The organism is uncultured Campylobacter sp., from assembly GCF_938045625.1.
Classification (GTDB): Bacteria; Campylobacterota; Campylobacteria; order Campylobacterales; family Campylobacteraceae; genus Campylobacter_A.
In genome coordinates, this window is the sequence record NZ_CALIAV010000051.1 from 15,143 (window position 1) to 35,433 (window position 20,291).

Annotated in this window: 17 protein-coding genes, 1 other RNA gene and 1 pseudogene; 4 read left to right on the forward strand and 15 right to left on the reverse strand. The window is 43.1% G+C overall.

From position 1 onward, the window contains the following. Nucleotides 1-134: 134 nt before the first annotated feature. Nucleotides 135-617 (reverse strand): hypothetical protein, encoded by a 483-nt coding sequence (locus Q0386_RS05030; protein WP_299027958.1) that lies wholly within the window; start codon nt 615-617, stop codon nt 135-137. A gap of 115 nt (nt 618-732) precedes the next feature. Beyond that, nucleotides 733-1,167, reverse strand: a complete 435-nt coding sequence (locus tag Q0386_RS05035) for a hypothetical protein (RefSeq protein WP_299027961.1) — start codon at nt 1,165-1,167, stop codon at nt 733-735. A gap of 53 nt (nt 1,168-1,220) precedes the next feature. Between Q0386_RS05035 and ffs the strand changes: the two genes are divergently transcribed. After that, an RNA gene (ffs, locus tag Q0386_RS05040) (signal recognition particle sRNA small type) lies at nt 1,221-1,318 on the forward strand. 4 nt (nt 1,319-1,322) lie between these two features. On the opposite strand, the gene Q0386_RS05045 is transcribed toward ffs, so the two are convergent. From Q0386_RS05045 to dnaA, 6 genes and pseudogenes are all read right to left on the reverse strand, one after another. Further along, nucleotides 1,323-2,552, reverse strand: coding sequence for an HD domain-containing protein (locus Q0386_RS05045; protein WP_299027964.1), 1,230 nt, complete (start codon nt 2,550-2,552; stop codon nt 1,323-1,325). A gap of 302 nt (nt 2,553-2,854) precedes the next feature. Continuing rightward, nucleotides 2,855-3,253, reverse strand: a pseudogene (gene queF, locus Q0386_RS05050) (preQ(1) synthase); the annotation flags it as partial. 9 nt (nt 3,254-3,262) lie between these two features. After that, nucleotides 3,263-4,654: an EAL domain-containing protein gene (locus tag Q0386_RS05055; protein ID WP_299027967.1), complete on the reverse strand. Its 1,392-nt coding sequence runs from the start codon at nt 4,652-4,654 to the stop codon at nt 3,263-3,265. Further along, on the reverse strand, nt 4,655-6,964 hold the full coding sequence (gene gyrB, locus Q0386_RS05060) for a DNA topoisomerase (ATP-hydrolyzing) subunit B (RefSeq protein WP_299027970.1): 2,310 nt from the start codon (nt 6,962-6,964) through the stop codon (nt 4,655-4,657). 17 nt (nt 6,965-6,981) lie between these two features. Next, on the reverse strand, nt 6,982-8,049 hold the full coding sequence (dnaN, locus tag Q0386_RS05065; RefSeq protein WP_299027973.1) for a DNA polymerase III subunit beta: 1,068 nt from the start codon (nt 8,047-8,049) through the stop codon (nt 6,982-6,984). Nucleotides 8,050-8,187: 138 nt separating this feature from the next. Beyond that, nucleotides 8,188-9,498, reverse strand: a complete 1,311-nt coding sequence (gene dnaA / locus Q0386_RS05070) for a chromosomal replication initiator protein DnaA (RefSeq protein ID WP_299027976.1) — start codon at nt 9,496-9,498, stop codon at nt 8,188-8,190. Between the two features lie 113 nt (nt 9,499-9,611). Between dnaA and ruvC the strand changes: the two genes are divergently transcribed. Then, nucleotides 9,612-10,085, forward strand: coding sequence for a crossover junction endodeoxyribonuclease RuvC (gene ruvC / locus Q0386_RS05075; protein WP_298055869.1), 474 nt, complete (start codon nt 9,612-9,614; stop codon nt 10,083-10,085). A 57-nt stretch (nt 10,086-10,142) separates the two neighbouring features. Here ruvC and Q0386_RS05080 read toward each other — a convergent pair whose 3' ends face one another. From Q0386_RS05080 to Q0386_RS05100, 5 genes are all read right to left on the reverse strand, one after another. After that, nucleotides 10,143-11,159 (reverse strand): hypothetical protein, encoded by a 1,017-nt coding sequence (locus tag Q0386_RS05080; RefSeq protein ID WP_299027979.1) that lies wholly within the window; start codon nt 11,157-11,159, stop codon nt 10,143-10,145. A 101-nt stretch (nt 11,160-11,260) separates the two neighbouring features. Continuing rightward, nucleotides 11,261-11,893 (reverse strand): FAD-dependent thymidylate synthase, encoded by a 633-nt coding sequence (gene thyX, locus Q0386_RS05085; RefSeq protein WP_299027982.1) that lies wholly within the window; start codon nt 11,891-11,893, stop codon nt 11,261-11,263. A gap of 89 nt (nt 11,894-11,982) precedes the next feature. Next, entirely contained in the window at nt 11,983-14,253 is a 2,271-nt protein-coding gene (gene flgE, locus Q0386_RS05090) for a flagellar hook protein FlgE (protein WP_299027985.1), read from the reverse strand. A 274-nt stretch (nt 14,254-14,527) separates the two neighbouring features. Beyond that, nucleotides 14,528-15,868 (reverse strand): Na+/H+ antiporter NhaC family protein, encoded by a 1,341-nt coding sequence (locus Q0386_RS05095; RefSeq protein WP_299027988.1) that lies wholly within the window; start codon nt 15,866-15,868, stop codon nt 14,528-14,530. An 84-nt stretch (nt 15,869-15,952) separates the two neighbouring features. Further along, nucleotides 15,953-16,348, reverse strand: coding sequence for a hypothetical protein (locus Q0386_RS05100; RefSeq protein WP_009494763.1), 396 nt, complete (start codon nt 16,346-16,348; stop codon nt 15,953-15,955). A gap of 112 nt (nt 16,349-16,460) precedes the next feature. On the opposite strand from Q0386_RS05100, the gene Q0386_RS05105 reads away from it, so the two are divergent. Continuing rightward, nucleotides 16,461-17,279: a CsgG/HfaB family protein gene (locus Q0386_RS05105; protein WP_298057662.1), complete on the forward strand. Its 819-nt coding sequence runs from the start codon at nt 16,461-16,463 to the stop codon at nt 17,277-17,279. A gap of 267 nt (nt 17,280-17,546) precedes the next feature. Here the strand turns inward: Q0386_RS05105 and Q0386_RS05110 are convergent, their stop codons facing one another. Together Q0386_RS05110 and Q0386_RS05115 are read right to left on the reverse strand one after the other, a co-directional pair. Then, nucleotides 17,547-18,584 carry a hypothetical protein gene (locus Q0386_RS05110; protein WP_299027995.1) on the reverse strand — a complete coding sequence of 346 codons (1,038 nt, stop codon included), beginning with the start codon at nt 18,582-18,584 and terminating at the stop codon, nt 17,547-17,549. Between the two features lie 8 nt (nt 18,585-18,592). After that, nucleotides 18,593-20,044, reverse strand: a complete 1,452-nt coding sequence (locus Q0386_RS05115; RefSeq protein WP_299027998.1) for an MBOAT family protein — start codon at nt 20,042-20,044, stop codon at nt 18,593-18,595. 108 nt (nt 20,045-20,152) lie between these two features. Here Q0386_RS05115 and Q0386_RS05120 point away from each other — a divergent pair. Beyond that, nucleotides 20,153-20,291 (forward strand): hypothetical protein (locus Q0386_RS05120; RefSeq protein ID WP_299028001.1); only part of this gene is annotated, 139 nt, incomplete at its 3' end.

Sequence of the window (20,291 nt, forward strand, 5' to 3'; positions counted from 1 at the left end):
AGTCAAATTTGACTTGCAAAAACGGTAAATTTTTATTTCCAGTTGTGATATTTGCTAATTTTAATAAAGGTCACGATCTTTTTTAGCTTAGGCGCGTCGCTTAGAGCCTGCACTTTTACGCTATATTCGCCTTTTTAAAGCTCTGCGCGGAGCAAAACTTTATCGTGAGCAAAGCCTCCGTTTGGCGCGCTGTACCATGAAGTTGCGCCGTATTTTGACAGATCAAATGTTTCGGTTAGGGTGCTTAAATTTTGTTTTAGATCGTTTACCTCACTGCCTTTTACGTAGTTTATTTTGCGATTTTGTATGGATTTTGGTACTACTTTTAGCAATATTTTTTCGCCAGTACAGGCCGCTTTTTCCTCTTCACTCGTGCCAATTGGCTCAGGGACGCCTTGCGTCGTATAACCGTAGTATCCGGCCAGCTTAGCACCCGTAGACTTCTGGCAAAACCACTTCGTAAACGCGTCGCTGCCGTATCCCGGGAAGGCCTCTTCGCTGAGTTTTTCTTCCTCTTTTTGCTTTTGCAGATCTTGTGCGTAGATGAAACTTATCTCGTAGATACCGGCCTTTTTGACGGTAAAATTTATGTCGGTTGTGCTACCGGCCTCAGGCATACCGACCCTTTATAAATGCCCTTATCGAGCGTATCGCCTCCCAAAAATCAAATCCATAATAAAACGCCGCAAAAAAACAGCAAAAGTAAGCAAAATTTAATTCAAATTTGAGGTTTTATCTGTTTGGCGCGTAGGTTTTTACCTCATAGAGTAAAAAATCATACACGCGCTGCTGCACGAGACCTTCGTGTTCGTCGGCGTCTATGAGCCTGCGTAGGTGCTCGAAGTCGATCTTTAGCGCGTAGTTTTTGTTCGCTCTGATGGCCTGATCGATCGCTAAGAGCAAGCTATCAAGCGTCATCGGGTCTTTGCGTTTGATACGGGAGACATACTCTCTGGTGGTTTCGATAAGTACGCGTTTGCGGTTATCGTCGTCGCCGTAAATTTCGCTCGAGATATCGTATAAATTTGCAAAATCGTCCTCTTCGGGATTGAGTTTGGCCGAGATGATAGCCGCAAATATCTTCGCGCGAAACTCGAGCGAGCGGTGGTGATAGACCAAAAACTCCCTAAACAACGACAAAAATTTACATTTTATATCAAATCCCATGTTGCCGCCTAAAATATATTTAAGTAAAATTTGAGTAAAATCGCTTTTGCCCTTTCTTAGACCTGTGCAATGTCTCTTCTAGGCACCGCTTCAGGGTGGGAACACAGCAGAGCACTTAGGCTAGGCGTGTGCCGCAGTCATCTGAGGGAGGGTTTTTAAACCTGCAAAAGCGAAAAATGCTCCTTAAAATCATCGCAAACTTTTAAAAAATTCACTCCGTCCAAGCTCTGATTTTTCTGAAAAAATTTATCCATATTATTAAAGCCTTCGGTTAGTTCGTTTGACTTCACACCGTAGCTGATCGAGATCCCCGCCTCGAAAAACGCCGCGAGCTTGTCACAAAATTTAAGCGCTTTGCCGTCGATGGCGTTAAATTTATCCTCGTTTACGTTCTCCATCGTACCCTCGTGATGCAGAGGCTTTTTCTCGCAAATTCTATTTTCAAACTCGTTTTTGATAAATTTGCCGCCTTCCATACGGATACCGAGGATATAGCTAAACTCGTCTCTAAAATTTTCAGGCACGAAAGGCAAAATTTTCTCGTCTATCAGGCGCATTTCGTATTCGCTGATTATCTCGTTTAGCCCTTCGATACCGTATTTTACGGGGCTAATGATATCGCGCGTTAGCGACTCGGGCAGATCGTGAAAGAGCGCGCAAAAGAAGTTATTTTCTAGCCTTGATTTGCAGGCCTTAACCTCAAGAGAGTAAAAATAACTCAAAATCGCCACGACTAGCATGTGGCCAAGCACTGCCGTTTCAGGTATACGCGGCGTCTGCGCCCAGCGCTTTTGAAAGCGCAGTCTGCCGGCTAGATCGACTAGTTTGGCTAGCTTTTGATTCATCACGATTTTACGCACGCCTATTAGCTCGTAATAATCCTCCAACTCCTCCTCCACGCGCGCTTTTAGCTCGTCTATGTCGCTTAGAAATTTGCTAGTTTGATAAACGATCGAAAACTCCCAGCGAGTAGCTAAGTAACTAGCGGCCTTTAGGATCAGACGCTCTTTGGCGTGAGCCTTGTCTTTGTGCGTGAGATAGCGGCGCATCCGCTCTAAAAATTTACCGCCCTCGACGTCCTTTACGAGCCCTTCTAGGATCGTTAACACCCAAGCGTTGATTTGCTCGTTTTTGGTTTTTTGCATTTGATGAAAAACGTCCGGGCGTATATCCGTGACCACTACTCGCGCGAGAAACTCGAAAATACCCGCCTCGATGATGTAGTTCATATCGGCATTATGCTCGAGCTTTGCGATGAAATACGCGATGATAAATTTATGCGCCTGCTTATCAAGCTCGACTAAATTCGTCATCTTCGGATAGTCGTTCCAGCGCGAGATGGACGCAGCCTTAAAAATATGCTCGATCAGCTGTGCGCTTATCATTTATCGTCCGATTTTTTCACGACGCGAGCGCGCTTTTCGCCGGCAAATTCAGGCTTTTTAAAGCCATCTTTATTGCCTGTTCTTCGCGGTTTATCATCAAATTTATCTTTACTCGCGCGAGGTTTTCTATCGCCGGTTTTTGTATCTCTTCTATCGGCTCCGAAACTCTTACCGCGAGAGCCGTCTTTGCTAAATTTAGACTCACGTCCGCCGTAACCGCCTCTATCAAAACTACGCTCGCTATCTCGCGAAAATTTCTCAAATTTAGGCGTTTCAACGCTTTGCTCTTGCGTTTTTTTGATTATCTCGTCCGAGCAAATTTCAATCACCGTATGGACGTTGCCGCGCGGGTTAAAATCACCCGTGATCTTCATCCATTTTGGTGCTAGCTTTCGCTCTAAAACTTCGTAAATTTCGTTTATGCTATCTTCATGGCTGATGTTTCGCGTCATGAAGCTATTGATGTAAAGTTTGATCGCTTTTAGCTCGACGACGAATTTAGCCGGCACATACTCAAGATAAATCGTCGCAAAATCAGGATACCCAGATCGCGGGCATAAGCAGCAAAACTCTGGCAGCGTGATCTTGATCTTATAGTCGTGCTCGTGCTTATTTTCCCATATTTCTAGGTCTTTTTCTACGTCAAATTCGCTTATTATTTTCTCGCCGTATTTTGGCTCTACGACCTCATTTTCTTGCATTTTTTTCCTTTAAATTTCTTTTGGCTTCTCTATGAAAAAGCCTTGTGCGAAGTCAGTCTGATAGCGCTCCGCGATGTTGTAAAACTCGTTGTCCTCCACAAATCTCACGATGGATTTTACACCTACTCTTTTTGCGGTCAAATTTAGATTTTCTAACAGAGTTTTAAATTTGTCGTTTTTGATATTTTTGTTAAATTCGATGTCGTAGATAACAAAATCTATCGGCAAATATTTAAAATATTCAAAGCCCGCGTTGTTGCCGCCGAATTTATTAAGCGCAAAGCGGAAACCGAGGTTTTTATACTCCGTTAAAATTTCTCTAAATCTATTTATCTCATCATATACTAGCTTCTCACTAAACTCGAAAATAACGCGGTTTGGATCGATTTTACCCAGCCCGACGAACTCTTTTATAAAATTCGTAAATTTTAAATTTCTAATCGAAACCGACGAAATTTCGATCACGATCGGATCTTCGTCTTTAAATTTAAACTCGGATAGCTTTTTGATAACGTTTATGTCAAAAAGCACCTCATAGCCGTTTTTATTCGCGATATTTTGCACTTTTGCCTTTGAGACGAGACCTTGCTTATCGGTGTAAACTTTTACAATGATATTTTTCAAATTTTGCCCGAAACGAAGGCTTTTAACGAGCTGAGTTTGGAAGATAAATCTTTGCATATCGATGCAGTTACAGACGTCTTTTTCAAGATCGTCGGTGATGTCGACTTTATCGTCGATATCGCTCTCGTTTAGCTTTTGGATAAGATAAGAAACCGAGTTTTTGAGGCTTACCGAGTGATTTATGTCGATAGCGTCAAATTTGATCTTTAGCTCGATATTGTAGATTCCGTCGCTTAAAATACTCTTTTCAAAAACGTTTAAAAGGTGGATGAGCTCAGTACTTTTACTCTCGCAAAAGATCAGAAAATACTCGTTTGAATATCTACCGATGAGCGTGTTTTTAGATACTTTTTCGTTTAGAAATTTCTCCAGTCGCTCGACTAGTCGTTTCAGTAAAATATCGGTGCTAACAAAGCTATAACGCTCGTTTATATCGTTTAAATTTTCGATCTTTAGCATTAGCATATTGCCGCCGCTTTTGCCTTTAAATTTAGAAGCTTGCTTTGATAAAAGTCTTAAAATTTCGTCTCTATTATAGGCTTTCGTGACTTGATCAAGTACGCTCGTTTGAAAACTCTGGTAAATTTTGTAGGCCGTAAAATAAACCTGACACAAAACCAAAATCGTGATCAAAATGATATCGTCTGCGTCAAATTCGATTTGGTCTTTTTTAATGAAAATATAGACCAAAATAATAACGCTAAAAATAAATATCGAGGATACCTCGAGCGCGGTTTTAAACCTATTTGATCGTTCTTTTAGTTCTGATTTTAGCATTTATACATCCAAATGTTTCACATCTTTTGCATGCTCTTGTATGTAGTTTCTTCGCGGTTCAACCTCGTCGCCCATAAATAGATTAAACGTATCTGAGGCGCTTACTACATCGTTTATGTTTATCTTTAGCAAACGGCGATTTTCAGGGTTCATCGTCGTTTCCCATAGCTGTTCTGGATTCATCTCACCAAGGCCTTTATAGCGCTGTATATAGGCGCCTTTTTTGGCATTTTTTTCGATCTCGTCTAGTACGTCTATCACGTCGCCTTTTAGCTCGATACCGCGCTCTTTTATCTTTTGACTGATGTAAAGCGCTTCTTCGTAAAGAGGATTTGTAAATAAATTTTCATTTACCAAAAGCTCTTCCAAACCGCTTTCGGTTTGTACGTAAATTCTAGCTTCCTCTTCGCTAACGTAGGAGTTTAGGATATTGTGTCCCTGAGCTTCTAAATAATTTTTCAAAATTTCAAAAATTTCAGCGTAGCTTTTTGAGACGATGTCCGGATTTTCGATCATATATCTAACCGCAGAAATCACGCTAAATCGCTTTTCAAGCTCGTTTAACACGCTTCTATAAGCCGCGACTATCTTTAAAAAGTCTATAAGATCAGCGTTTCCTATACCTTCAAACTCGACCCCTTCGATGCCGGTTTCTATTAGAAATTCATTCAGCGCTCTTTCGTCTTTTAGATAAATTTCTTTTTTACCCTTTTTATAGCGGTAAAGCGGCGGCTGAGCTAGATAGATGTGACCGTTTTCCACGACTTTGTGTAAAAATCTAAAGAAAAACGTTAAAAGCAGCGTCTGGATATGGCTACCGTCGACGTCGGCATCGGTCATGATTATGATCTTGTGGTAGCGAAGCCTCTCTGCGTCAAATTCGTCTCCGATACCGCAGCCTAGAGCAGTTATCATATTTTTTATTTCGTCTGATTTTAAAATTTTATCTAAGCGCGATTTTTCGACGTTTAAAATTTTACCTTTTAGCGGCAAAATCGCCTGAAACACCCTATCGCGTCCTTGCTTGGCCGAACCTCCCGCAGAGTCGCCCTCCACCAGATAAAGCTCGCTGATAGTTGGATCTTTACTCTGGCAGTCGGCTAGTTTGCCAGGCAGCGTTCCTATGCTTAGACCCTCTTTTTTACGCGTTAGATCGCGAGCTTTTTTGGCAGCTTCGCGTCCGCGCGCCGCCATCAGCGCTTTATCCATTATCGAGCGAGCTTCGATCGGATTTTCTTCAAAATACTTGCTAAGTACCTCAAAAACCATCTTTTGAACGATCGGTTTTACGTAGCTTGAGCCTAGTTTTCCTTTTGTCTGGCCCTCAAACTGCGGTTCTGGTACCTTTACGCTGATAACTGCTATGAGGCCTTCGCGAATATCTTCGCCCGTGATTTTAGTGTCTTTTTCGCGAGCTGCGGCGTTTGCTGCGATATAGTTTGTTATCACGCGAGTTAGACCCGCGCGAAATCCCGCCTCGTGCGTGCCGCCGTCAGGGGTTTTGATGTTATTTACGAAGCTTAGTAAATTTTCGCTATAAGTATCGTTGTACATCAGCGCAAAATCAACCAAAACGTCCTCTTCGCCGCCGCTAAATGATACGGCTTTACTTACGGCTTCGTTTTTATTCATATCCGTTACAAAGCTCTCAAGTCCGCCCTCGTAGTGAAAGCTCTCGCTTCTACCGTTTCTTTGATCTTTAAAATTTATCGTTATTTTTGGATTTAGATAGGCTAGCTCGCGAAAACGTTTAGTTAAAATTTCATCGTTAAATTCCGTAACTTCAAAAATGCTGTCATCCGGCCAAAACTCTACCTGAGTTCCGGTTCTATTTGTGGTTTTTATAACTTCAAGGTCGCTTTGAGGGATACCTTTTGAAAATTCTTGTCTATGTAGTTTGCCGTCTCGTTTAATATTTACGACCAGTTTTTTAGAAAGAGCATTTACTACGCTAACGCCCACACCGTGCAAGCCGCCTGAAACTTTATAAGTATCTTTGTCAAATTTACCGCCTGCGTGAAGTACGGTTAAAACTACAGTAGCGGCTGAAATTTTCTCCGTAGGGTGCATATCGACAGGTATACCGCGTCCGTTATCGGTGATGATAGCAGAGCCTTCGCGCGTTAGTTCTACGTCTATAGTATCGCAGTAGCCCGCCATCGCTTCGTCTATGGAGTTATCGACGACCTCGTAGATCATGTGGTGTAGGCCGCTTACGTTGGTATCTCCGATATACATACCGGGGCGTTTTCTAACCGCTTCGAGTCCCTTTAAAACTTTAATATTTTCCGCGCCGTAATTTTGCTGCATTATTTACCTTTTTATTTTTATAAATTTATCGGCATTATTACCGTTTTTAGCTCGTTTGAGCTAACCGTAAAGGCTAAATTCGAGTCGTTAAATCCAAATTCGAAATGTTCCTCTTCGATGTTTTGTAAGAAATCAAGCAAGTATCTATTTTTCACGCCGACGTAGATTTCTTCTTCTAGTCCGGTTGCAAAATCTATAGTGGTTTTAGCCTCAGAGTTATCTTCGACTATACTTTCAAAGCTTATGGTTTGAGGAGCAAATACTATTTTCGTGCTCTCAGAGATTATTGAGACGGTTTTGATGCCTTCTACCATTTTGTCTCTGCTTAGTCTTAGTCTTTTCTTTATCTCTTGTGGGATTACTCTGTTGTAGTCGGGGAATCTGCCGTTTATAAGTTTTGTGAAAAACTCGAAATTTGCGCTTTGAGCGATCAATGTCGTGTCGTCGTAGTAAATTTCGATCTTATCAAAAAATAATTTTTGTATCTCGCTAATGGCTTTTTTCGGAATTATTAGCGAAAATTCGCTCTGAGTCGGCGTTTCAAATCTAAATACGCTAAGCCTTTTCGTGTCGGTGCCGACGATATTTATGTAGTTTTGCTTGATGTCTATAAATGCGCCGTTTAGTTCAAATTTAGGGTTGTTATTATCTATGCTCGGAAAAATTTTTTTTAAACTTCGTCCAAGCATTACGGCGTCGACTTCAAATTTATTTTTATTTTCTATCGTCGGAAAATTTGGAAAATCCTCAAATTTATACATCGGAAGCTTATATTTTGAGTTTTTTTGTTTTATGTAGAGGTAGTTATTTACCGTCTCTAGTGTGATTTCTTCGTCTTTTAAGCTTCTTATGATGTCAAGTAATTTCTTACCGTTTGCAGTAGCGTTTCCTTCGTCCATTATTTTGACGTTTGAGAGTTTATAGGCTAGACCGATCTCGTGGTCTGTTGCTTTTATATTTAGGATACCGTCTTTAGCTCCGATAAATATATGCGAAGTTATAGCGCTTAGATCTTTTCTCTCTAGGTAAGAATTGCTATTTGTTACGATGCTTTCTAAAGCGTTTTTATTAATCGCGACTTTCATTTTTTTCCTTTTGTTTTTAAATTTCTTTTAGTAGCATTAGTAGGGGGCGTGAAAAGTTTAAAACTGCTTTTATTTGCTTTAAATAGGGCATTTGCAGCGTTAAAAAAACTGATTATTTTTTCACTTTTATTCACGTTTTTACTCTTTGGTTAAAATTTTATTCTTTAGTTCTTCGACGCGAACTTTGAAATATTCGTTCGTTTCTATTAGTTCGTTTATTTTTTTGATGCTGTGGCTTACTGCTGAGTGATCTTTCATGTTAAAAAACTGTGCGATCTGCGGCATCGAGTTTGGCGTCAAATTTTTAGCCAGATATATCACGATGCGTCTAGCTTCGACGATATTTTTCGAGCGAGATTTGCTTTTCATCTCGCTTGGTTTGACGTTTAGCTCTTTACTCACGATCTCGACGATATTTTCTAGGTTTATGTTTTCGCGTTTTTCTTTTATCTGATCGCGCAGGATATTTTTTGCAAACTCTAGCGTGATTTCCTGCCTCATCAGCCTTGCGTAAGCGTTTAAATTTATTATCGCGCTTTCGATTTCTCGGATGTTGTCGCCCATGTTTGTTGCGATGTAGTTTATGACGTCTTTGTCGAGGTAAATTTTATCAAATTCGCATTTTTTCTTGATGATTGCGATTTTAGTATCAAGCTCCGGCGGCGTGATATCGGCGATAATACCCCACTCAAAACGCGTTCTTAGCCTATCTTCAAAGCCTTTTAGCAGCTTTGGCTGGCGGTCCGAGGTCATCACGATCTGGCCGTTTTTAGCGTGAAGCTCGTTAAACGTGTGGAAAAATTCTTCTTGGATTTTATCGGTTTTTCCTAAAAATTGTACGTCGTCGATGAGTAAAACGTCGCAGTTTCGGTACTTTTCTCGAAATCGCTCCATCGAGTGATTGTTGAGGTTATAAGTAAAGTCCGTGATAAACTGCTCGCTCGTGACGCAAATGACCATTTTGCCACCGTTTAGGCAAAAATTTCCGACCGATTGTAAAAGGTGAGTTTTGCCAAGTCCGGTTGGGCCGTAGATAAAGAGAGGATTGTAAATTTTACCCAGTTGCTCGGATACCGCTTTTGCGCTTAAAAATGCAAATTGATTTGAGTCGCCGACGACGAAATTTTCAAAAGTGTAGCTTGGATTTAGCAGGCTACTTTGCGCTTTTATCTCTTTTACGTCCACTTTTTTAGCCGGTTTACTTTGCATTTTGGTCGCGGCTAGGACGTTGATCACGGGCTTTTGTCCGGTTTTTACCTCAAAAAGATGAGCGATTTTGGAGGCGTATTTGGTCTGGATAAATTTGGCGATAATCTCGTTTGGCGCGTTAAATACGACGTTTGTCGAATTTGAGCTTTTTTCGTTAAATTTAAGCTGCTTGATATAGCATTCAAATTCCGACGGTAAAATTTCTTTGGAAAGTAGCTCCAAAACCTCGTTTGCGACCAAATTTTTGCCTTTAAGATTAATTCGCTAGATTTTATCTTAAATTTGTTAAAATGGCGTTGAAATTCGTTTTTCACGCCGTGAAAAAAGCGTGAAAAACCGTTGAAAAGGATGAGATGAAAATTTTAGGAATCGATCCGGGATCGCGAAATTGCGGCTATGCGATCGTCGAAAAGACGCCCGTGAAAACTATTTTGATCGAGGCGGGACTAATCAAAATAAAACCGAATTCTTTGCAGTATCAAATCACCGAACTTTGTGAGGGACTCGACCTGATTTTTAAAAATCATAAATTTGACGAAGTGGCGATCGAGGACATATTTTTCGCTTATAATCCAAAAACGGTTTTGAAGCTCGCGCAGTTTCGAGGGGCGCTTAGTCTTAAAATTTTGCAGCTTCACGGCGATTTTGCGGAGTACACGCCGCTTCAGGTTAAAAAAACGGTTACGGGCAAAGCCAAGGCCGACAAAGAGCAGGTGGCCTTTATGGTTAAGAAAATTCTCGGTATCACGAAGGAGATCAAACCGCTTGATATCACCGACGCTATCGCTATTGCGCTAACGCATGCGAATAATTTGCGCTTAAAATAAGCTCAAATTTTGCCCTTTTTAGCGCAAAATTTGATGGCTTAAATTTTATCTCCGCGCTCAATCAACTACCGTAATCCCCGCATCCGCGCAGGCTTTTCGCGCCTTTTTAGATATACCGATGCCGGTCGTTTCGATTTTTTTAAGATTAATGAAGGGCGCAAGCTCGGCGGCATCGATGTTTTTAATGTCGAAAAGATCATCCTCGCCGTCCCAATCGGGCGCGATTTGCAGATAAATTTCATTTCCGCCGTCAAGATAGAGCTCGCTCACCTGCTCCGCCAGATTTGCAGGGACCGGATAGTCCTTGAACCACTTTTTGGCTTGCGGCAGTGCGCCAAAATCCGCATACGGATCGACGCCGCGCTTCTCGCAGTACTCAAACACGTCAAATTTGGGCTGTAGCAGGGCTTTTTCATACATCAGCTCGTTCATCACGGCGATTTTGAAATTGAAATTTTTAAACAGGAGCGTCTCGCCGGCCGCGCGCGGAAGCTTAAATTTATCGCTCGGCCTGCGCTTTACCTTTTTCGCCTTCTGATTGATGCAGACGCGCCCTATCGGCATTTTCGCAGCTCGCACGATATCTGCGATCTCGTCGGTGTCGCGCTTAGCGAAGCGCTCGGCAAAGTCCATCGCGCCTATGCGCTCCTGCACGGCCTCGGCTAGAGCTAGCGAGACTTCGAATTTGCCCAGGTTAAGCTCCAAAAATATATATGCGCCGCGCAGCTCCTGCTCCGGCACGGCCTCAATCGGCGGCCTGCCCTCAAGCGTGAATGCGCCGCCGTAGAGCTTGTGCGGAACCTCGTGCTGCACGCCCTTTGCGACCTCAAGCATCAAATTTATCTCGGAAAGCTTAGGTTCTGCGAGCTCGTCTGCGCGCACGAAGGCAAAAATCCCCGCCTCATCCCAAAAATAGCGGCTTTTGCCCTCTCCGTCATCAATCATGCGCGGCTGACCCAAGGCTTCGTTAAATTTAGCTAGATCAAACTCGTAGTTTACGCCGTTTATAAAAACGCCGTCTGGGCGCACATTAACGTCAAATTTTTGCTTTTTAAAAATATCAAATAGACCCATTTTACAGCTCCTGATTTTGCCTCAAATTTTCCAAAAACACGTAAAATTTACACGCGGCATTTGTTTGTAGATTGTAGGCAAATTTTATATAAACCGATCTATTATTTTAGCTCGAGATCTTGATTTACGTGATCCTCGAATATAAATTTATGCTCCTGCGGCAGCGACTCGTAAAGCCTTAACGATAGGTTTCTGATCTCCCAAAGAGCTGATTTTGAGCTGCGAAGCGAGAGGAAATTTTGCAAACTGCGCGCATTTACACTCCACGTGAGCTCGGTTTTGTAGCACTCTGGCAGGCAGTATTTGACGATATCGAGGCTTTTTGTCGTATTTGCTAGGATTTCGCGCAGGTTTTCTAGCGCTTTGACGCTTGCGTTATCGACCGTTTCGTCGCCCGTTAATACTATAAATCTCGCCGCCCGCTCAAAGTCGCCAAGCTCAAATTTGAGCTCTTTTTTTAGCTCTTTTAGCGTGTAACGCGTTGATTTGACGCTGAGGCTCGCCACGCGGTGACGGGCTAGCTCTTGCAGCAGGGCGCGCGAGATGCCTTGGATGTAGAAGTTGTAGGAGAGGTGCTCTAGCGTGCTGGCATGTTTAAATTTATTGCCGACGCGCTCGATGAGCTCAACGTCTTTTTCGCCGCCGTTATCGCCTTTTTCGAAGCTTTGCCAGCACGTGCGGATCGCGTGCGAGCAGATGTTTAGCGGGGTGTAGTTTAGAAGCGTTACTTGCATTTTTGACTCTTTTAGTTAAATTTAGCGGTAAATTTAGCTAAAAATGAATAAAAAGGGCTTTAGACAAAACTAAAGCCCGAAGAAATAAATTATTTTAGTTGAAGCAGCGTGTTTAGCATTTCGTCGCTAGTCGTGATCGTCTTTGAGTTAGCTTGGAAGCCACGCTGTACGACGATAAGCTGAGTTAGCGAGCGAGATAGGTCGACGTTACTCATCTCAAGGCTTGAGGCCGAAATTTTACCGCGTCCGGCCGTTTGAGCAGCGCCGATGATCGGATCGCCGGAGTTTGCCGTGCGTGAGAAGAGGTTTCCGCCTTCGCCGGCTAAGCCTTGATTGTTTGCAAATTTAGCTACGCCCACTTGCGCTAGTCCTAGGCTTCGGCCGTTCGTAAATGATCCCACGAGCGTTCCGCTTTGATCTATCCTGATACCGTTTAGCTCGCCGCTAGCGTAGCCGTCTTGGCTGATGTCTGCGGTGCTTGAGTTATTATCGGTGCTCGTTAGTCCGTCGGTGGTCTGCGTAGTACCGAATTTTAACTCGATGTGCTGGCCGATAGCCGAACCGTTTTGCGCGCCGAAGGTAATGCTAGCCGGGCTATATGTCGCTAGCGAGCCGTCCGGGTTAAATCTCACATAACCTGTTACTACGTTTCTAGGCTCTACGGTATTTATGGAGTTTGGTTCCGCTACTTGGATAACCATCGTCCACTCTGTTCCGCCGTTTTCGGTGTAGCCGCGTTTTATGAAGTCCATTTTTACGTTATGTTTTGTGCCCAAGCTATCGTAAAGATCGGTGCTTGAGCTGTGAGCCGCCATATTTAGATTATCTGTTACTCTTATTGCTCCGCCTGCGCTTAAAGATCCTGAAATTGGCGCCATAGATGCGGTAAATTTGACGTTTTCGGTTACGTTTTTGGTAGCGTTAGTTAAGCCTGTTACGGCGATATTCATGTCCTTAGCATTTGCCATTTCCGGGTTTTTAAACTGAAACTGTCCGTGTTCGTTTACCGTTACTTCTACGCCTTTGTTTTCGTTGGTCGGAGCTAGAGTCGGAGCTAGAGTCGGAGGTAGAGCAGCTGGGTTTTGCTCATGGGTATAGTTTGTAAATTCTCTTGCATCTCTTTGCATAGCTTCGCGTAAATCTTCGGTTGTGGTTACTTCTCTTTCTTTTGTATCGTCATAAGCATGCGTAGTAGATACGTGTGTTTTATTATATACATATTGATATGCGGTTATTATATTTATTTTAGTTAAGCCTGTGTCATCTGCAGGTCCACTTGTATTTAAGGTCATTTTTATATTTTTCATATTTGCCGTAGTGCCAAGATTGTTTCTATTGGTTAGTACTAGTTTATTACCTTGTACTACGCTAGCTTCTACGCCGGTTTCGCTATATTTACCGTTTATTATGCCGGCTAATTGACCGATAGTTCGTATGTTATTACCTGTTATATTTTTTCCGTTTAAAGTTATATTTAGAGTTTTTGCGCTAGTAAAAGTACCGTCTGTGCCAGCACCTAAATTTAGCGCATTGGTTTTTGCATCCGCATAGCTAGCCCATATACCTTGTCCGCCGGTTCCCTGGGCGTCTCTTAGGTTATATGCATCGCCGTTGCTATTAAACAATACTCCTAAATCGGCTCCGCGCTCAGTCATCCTTTGTTCGCCGTTTTTATTTACGTAGAATCTATTTGCACCGACGTTATTTTCGTCGTGTACTTCGCTACCGGCTATCGTTCCGTCGTTATCTAAATCTACGCCGTTGTGATGCTGATCTAGTTTGTAGATAGGTATTTTTTTATTTCCTACGTCGTTACCGCTGTCCAAGTTTCCTTTTAGCGCTATGTTTGTCGTAGCGCGAGCAGGCACGGTTAGGCCGACTGGGATCTTTATATCGCCGATAGGTCTAGTAGGATCTATCTCTCCCGTTTCCTCGTCTCTCATCCAGCCTTGTACGATGTTGCCGCCGTTATCGACGAAGTTACCTTCGCTATCTCTTGAAAAGTCGCCGTTTCTGGTGTAGTAGGTGGTTTTGCCGCCGTCGGAGCTCACCATGAAAAATCCATCGCCCTGAAGCGCGATATCGGTTTGTTTGTCGGTGGTTTGCAGCGAGCCTTGCTTAAAAATCCTCGTAGTGGAGTTTATCTGCGTACCTAGGCCAACTTCCATGTTATTTACGCCGCCGTGCTGATTTTGCGGTGCGGTAGCGATACGCGAATTTTGGTAGATAAGGTCGTCGAAATTTGCGCGGTTGTATTTAAATCCGACTGTGTTGACGTTAGCGATGTTGTTACCCTCAACATCCATAGCGATCTGGTGAGCTTGTAGTCCCGTAACGCCCGACCAAAGTGATCTCATCATAGCTTTATCCTTTTTGAAAAGTGAATTTTAAGATGACTTAAGCAAAAGACGTTCCAAATTTTAAATTTGATTTTAGTTTAGTGTTGTAGAAGGTAATGATGAAAAAGAGAAATTTGTAATCTCGCTTCAAATTTGAGCGTAAAAAGTGAAGGCAAAGTATTTTTTCGCTAGACAAGGCGGAATTTAAATTTTAAGCGTAGGCTAGACATATAGTCTGCCGAGCTTAAAATTTAAATTTCAACGCCGTATAGCGGAAAAAGACGAGCCGCCAAATTTAGAGAATCATCGCTCCGATAACGCCGCCGATTAGTAGCGGTATATTAAAGAATATAAACGTCGGCACGCACGTATCGTAAATATGATTGTGCTGTCCGTCGGCGTTTAGGCCGCTCGTAGGCCCTAGCGTGCTATCGCTAGCAGGACTGCCCGCATCGCCCAGAGCCGCCGCGATACCAACTAGTAGGATGATCGCCGCCGGAGAAAATCCTAGCGAAAGCGAAAACGGCACGTAGATCGCTGCGATGATCGGTATCGTGCCAAAGCTCGTGCCGATACCCATAGTAACGAGCAAGCCGATAGCCAGCATCAAGATCGCGCCGCCTATTTTGCCGCCGGCGACCGCGCTAGCAAAGCTCACCAGCTGCTCTATACCGCCGCTCTCGCGTAAAACCGAGCCAAAGCCCGCGGCGACGAGCATGATAAATGCGATAAAGCCCATCATCGCTAGGCCGCTGTCCATGATTTTGTCGATTTTGCGGTACTCGATACCGCCGAAAACCACCATAACTAGCAGTCCTAAAAGCGCTCCAAGCGGCATACTTTCGGTATAAATTTGCACTCCAAACGCCGCTACCGCACCGCCTAGCACCGCCCACTCTTTTTTCGTCATTTTTAGGCTTGCGGCCATCTGAGCCTCTTGCTCCTCGCTCGTTTCAAATTTGGTGTGCGCGTAGTCGCGTTTTTTGCGGTAAAAGACGAAAACCGCTAAAAGCAAACCCACTAGCATAGAAAGGCCGCCGATCCACATCACACTTGAGATCTCGCTCATCTGCACTTCTACGCCGTTGTTTGCGAGCTCTTTTTTGATGATGCCGTGAAAGATAAGGCCAAAACCTACGCTAAGGCTCACGTACGGCGCCTTTAGTCCAAAAGTTAGCGCGCACGCGACGGCTCGGCGGTCGATGCCTAGGCGGTTCATCAGCGGCAAAAGCGGCGGGATGAGAATCGGGATGAAAGCGATGTGAACCGGGATCAAATTTTGCGAAAAGCACGCGATCGCGGCGATTATCAGAGCAAAATAGGTGCTGGTTTTCGCTAGAGCCTTGCTAACGGCGTTTATGAGGATCGCCGTTAGGTTCGTGTTGGCTATCGCGGCTGCGAGAGCGCCTAGCAAGATATAGCTGAGCGAGGTTTCTAGGTTGCCTTTCATGCCCGTTATCAACGTCGATGTAGTGGCCGTTAGCGCGCCAAAAAACGCCTCTACGCCGGCAAATCCGCCGTGATAGATGAGACCCGCGACTAGGGCGGAGACGAGGATGGAAAGCAGGATGTTAAATCTCAGCAAACAAAGCGCAGTCATCACTAGGATACTGATCACGACGGGGTTGGTTAGCATTATTTTCCTTTTTGTAAATCAAATTCGTAAATCAAATTTCGCCGCCGATCAAATTTGACGGCTGGCGTCGAACGGGCGTCAAATTTATCTAACGCGGATGCCTACTTGCGGGCGAGGCGAATAGTAATAATCATCGCGTCTGTCGCGGTATCCGTCATCATATCCGTCGTCATAGCCTCTCTCGTAGCTTCGGTCGTCCGATTTGCTCGAGCCGCCTTTTTTTATGTTATTGTTTTTTATGTACTGATCGACTAGTTTGTCGCGGTAGTCTCTGCCTCGGTCGGTTTGTTTGTAGCCGCCGTACGGAGGGTCCATATATATCACTACGTCGTCGTCGTATCTATCTCGGTGGCGGCGTTTTTTGTATTTGTAGCTGTTATCCGGGATGACTATTAAAGATTCGTTTGAATAACGGTCGTAAGCGTTTGCCAAATTTAAACAAAACGCTGTAAAAAGAGCGATTAAAACAAGTTTTTTCATGTTAAATCCTTTCTGGTTATTTCTAAATCATTTTATAACATCAAATTTAAAATAAAGTAAATTTTTAGCGCAAATATATTACAATTTTGTAAATTTATCTAAGGAGTTATAAATGAAAAAATCGTTTTTTAACGCATCGAAGATTGCGACTTTGGCTTTGCCTTTTCTTTTGACGGGTTGTATGTCGTCGATGAGTATGGGATCGCCTGGGGCTAAAACGACGGCTACTGGCTCAGCTGCGGGTTCAAGCGCGCACAATACTAACTCTGGACTAACCAGATGTACCGAGTCTATGGGTACGGTTACGATTTATGAGGATAGAAATAGCGACTGGTACTCCGTCGTAACCGGGCAGTACAAACTAACATCTACTATCCCGGTTCTTAGGCTCCTAGCTCAGCAGTCAAACTGCTTCGTAGTCGTCGAGCGTAGCAAGGCATTTAACCAAATGTTAGAAGAGCGCGCGTTGATGGAGTCGGGCGAGCTTAGAAAGAACTCAAATTTCAAAAAAGGTCAGATGGTCGCCGCGGACTATACCTTAACTCCTACGATAACATTTAGCGAGAGCAATACTAGCGGACTAGGTGGCGTTGTCGGCGCATTTTTCGGCTCGGTTGCAGGTACCGTAGCCGGCGGGTTTAGCACGAGCGACGTGAGCACTGTTCTAACCCTCATCGAAAATCGCTCGGGCGTACAGTTAGCGGCAGCCGAGGGAAGCGCTAGAAACACGGACTTTGCAGGACTTGGAGGCTTATTTGGTAGTAAGGTAGGCGGAGGACTTGGGGCCTACGCCAACACGCCTGAGGGCAAAGTCATAGTAGCAGCCTTCACCGACTCGATGAATAACCTAATAGAAGCCGTCAGAAACTACAAAATGCAAACCGTAAAAGGCGGTTTGGGCGCGGGCGGCGCGATGAAAGTAGCGGATTGATTTTATCTTCGTTAGGCTAGAGTGACCAGAATCGCTCTAGCCTTTTATAAGCGCAAAGCAATCTCTGCATTGAGCTTAAATTTGAGCTTTCGGGCTCAAATTTACATATTTTTCTACGTCAAATTTGGGTTTCCTATTTCAAAAACCTGTGTTAAATTTACTTTAAATTCTAGTTCGAAAAATTATAGCGGTGAGTAAAAATTACTCAAATTTGATCTAGCCATAAACCAAAAACTCAAATTTACGCTCGCTAGCAAATATTAAATTTTACTTCGCGTGTAGCTCTTTTGCGTATTTTGACTTTTCGAGATTTTCGATTAGCTTTTGCGTGCGCATATCTCTGGCCTCGGGCACTAGATGAAACCACGTGTCGTGCAGAAATTTACGCGGAAAATAGCTATCTTTATAATCGCCGATCATCTCAAAGCCGTTATCTTCGATGAGCTTTTTTACGTCTTTTAGAAATTTTTGATTATCTACGGCGTGCGGGTAGTTTAGGTCGTAGCAGTCGTCGCCTGCGACGGCCGGGTAGGTAAAGATAAATTTGATCCCCTTTTCGCGCTCGAGTTTTTTCATAAAATTTAAATTTTCTTTGAAAATATCGCTTATACCGATTTTGCCGCCTGAAAAATCGGTGAAAAATATGTATTTTTGGCACGCCATCTGCGTGTCTTTGGCTTCTTCTACTTTGCCGATGTATTTGTAGTCGCCGCGTTCGCCGTTTTTAAAATCCGGCGAAAAATCATGCACGGCTTGAGGTTTTTTGTTGATAAAGTTATCGAAATTTATCTCAAATGCCGCTATTTCTTTATAGTCTCTTATTAGCGCGTTTATAAATGCTTGAAACGGGATTTGCGAGATAGTTTTTAGCTTTTCAAAAAACGGTAAATAGTCGTAAAAATGGTGAATCTCAAAAAAAAGTCCGTAGTAATAAGTATCGGGCGGAACATCGTTGATGTAGTACCTGTACTCCAAAGGTAGGATAAAAATATCTCCTTTATGCGCTAGCTTGGCCGCTCGGTAGAGTCTGTGGCGTAGCGGATAACCGCCGTGATCGGCTAAATTTATAACCAGCTTGCCAAAGTGCTTTTCAAGCATCTGGGAGTTGATACCGTGATAGGAGTTTGAGCCGCTTTCGACGATGATACGGTTTTGTTCAGTCGTGTTTGAGATGAGGTAGTTTTTATATGCGTAGTGATGAGCCGACGAAACCCTGATGAGAAACATCGCAAACGCCATATAAAACGCGATCATAACTAGCGTCAAAATAGGAAGCGTCAAAAGAAAAATTTTATATTTTTTCAAATTTAATCCTAAAAGTTAAAATACAAAAACGGTGACTCCTGCGCACCGGAGCTAAAAGCAAAAACCAAAGCAAGCAAAAATGCCGTAAACAGTGCGGTAAGAAAGCCAAATTTTGCTCTAGCGGCCATTTCGTTCGAGTTTCGCCCAAAAATCATAACAAAAAGCGTAATACCCATAATAGCGCAGAACGTACCCATGGCTATTTGCGGTGTTTCCATAAAATTTATTTGATTGTATCCCAGAGAGTTGCTTATGTACTCTAAGTAGTTAAAATTTATCTTAACCGAGCTAAAATCAAACATGCCTTTTAGCACTTTCATTGCGCTATCTAGGTCTCTGGCGCGGAAAAATATCCAAGTGATATTTATAAAGTTAAACGTTATAAACCAAGCTAAAAATTTATTCATAGGGCGAAAATGCGCGCCGTAAAATCTACAAACCATCATCGCTAGTCCGTGCAGCGCGCCCCAGATGATAAACATCCAACCCGCTCCGTGCCAAAGTCCGCCTAGCAAAAATACTGCAAAAACGTTGGCGTAGGTACGGTATTCGCCTCTGCGGTTGCCGCCTAGCGGGATATAGATGTAGTCGCGTAAAAATCTCGAGAGCGTCATATGCCATCTGTGCCAAAAGTCTTGGATATTTAGCGCTTTGTAGGGGGAGTTGAAATTTAACGGTAGAACAATGTTAAACATATATGAAATGCCGATCGCCATATCGGTGTAACCGCTAAAGTCAAAATATAGCTGAAAAGTGTAGCTAAGGCTCGTGATCCATGCCTCGCTCATGCTAAGAGTCGTATACACGTCAAAACCGTGAAGGGCAAATCTAGCGAAAAAATCGGCCACTACGACCTTTTTAAAAAGTCCGATCGAAAATAAAAAAAGTCCGATGCTTAAATTTTTATAGTTTATGCGCTTTAAACGTAAATTTGCAAACTGCGGCATCATCTCGGCGTGGTGTATGATAGGACCGGCTAAAAGATGCGGGAAATACGTAACGAAAAGCGCGTAGCGAAGGAAGCTGGGCTCTTTTACTTTTTCGTGATAACAGTCTACTAGAAACGCTATTTGCGTAAATGTAAAAAAGCTGATGCCAAGAGGCAAAATAACGTGGTGCAAAGGTACGTCGGCGCCAAAAATTCCGTTAAAATTCGCTATCAAAAAATCGGTGTATTTGTAGTAGGCCAGTAGGGCTAAATTTGCCGCGACGCCCGCCCATAAAATAAGTTTTTTGCGGGAAGGGTGATTGCAAAGCAGATGACCGACGTAGAAGTTAAACGTAATAGAACATAAAATAAGCGGGATATAAATAAAATTCCAATATCCATAAAAAAATAGCGAAGCGACCGTGAGCCAAAAGATACTGAGTTGAACGAATTTGAGTTTATTTAAAATAAAATAAACCCCAAAAGTAATTGGTAAGAAAAAAACTATAAACGCAAATGAGTTAAAAAGCATTTTTACCCTTATTTTAAAAGAGTTTAAATATACTCAAATTTGATTTAAATTAAGCTTTTTAAAGCTAAATTCGATAAAATCGTTCAAATTCCACTAAAAGGATCAAATTTGAGAAGCAACATCATCAAAAAAGGCTATACGCGTGCGCCGCACAGAAGCTTGCTAAGAGCGACCGGGCTAAAAGACGAGGACTTTGAAAAGCCCTTCATCGGCGTAGCAAACAGCTTCATCGAGATCATCCCGGGGC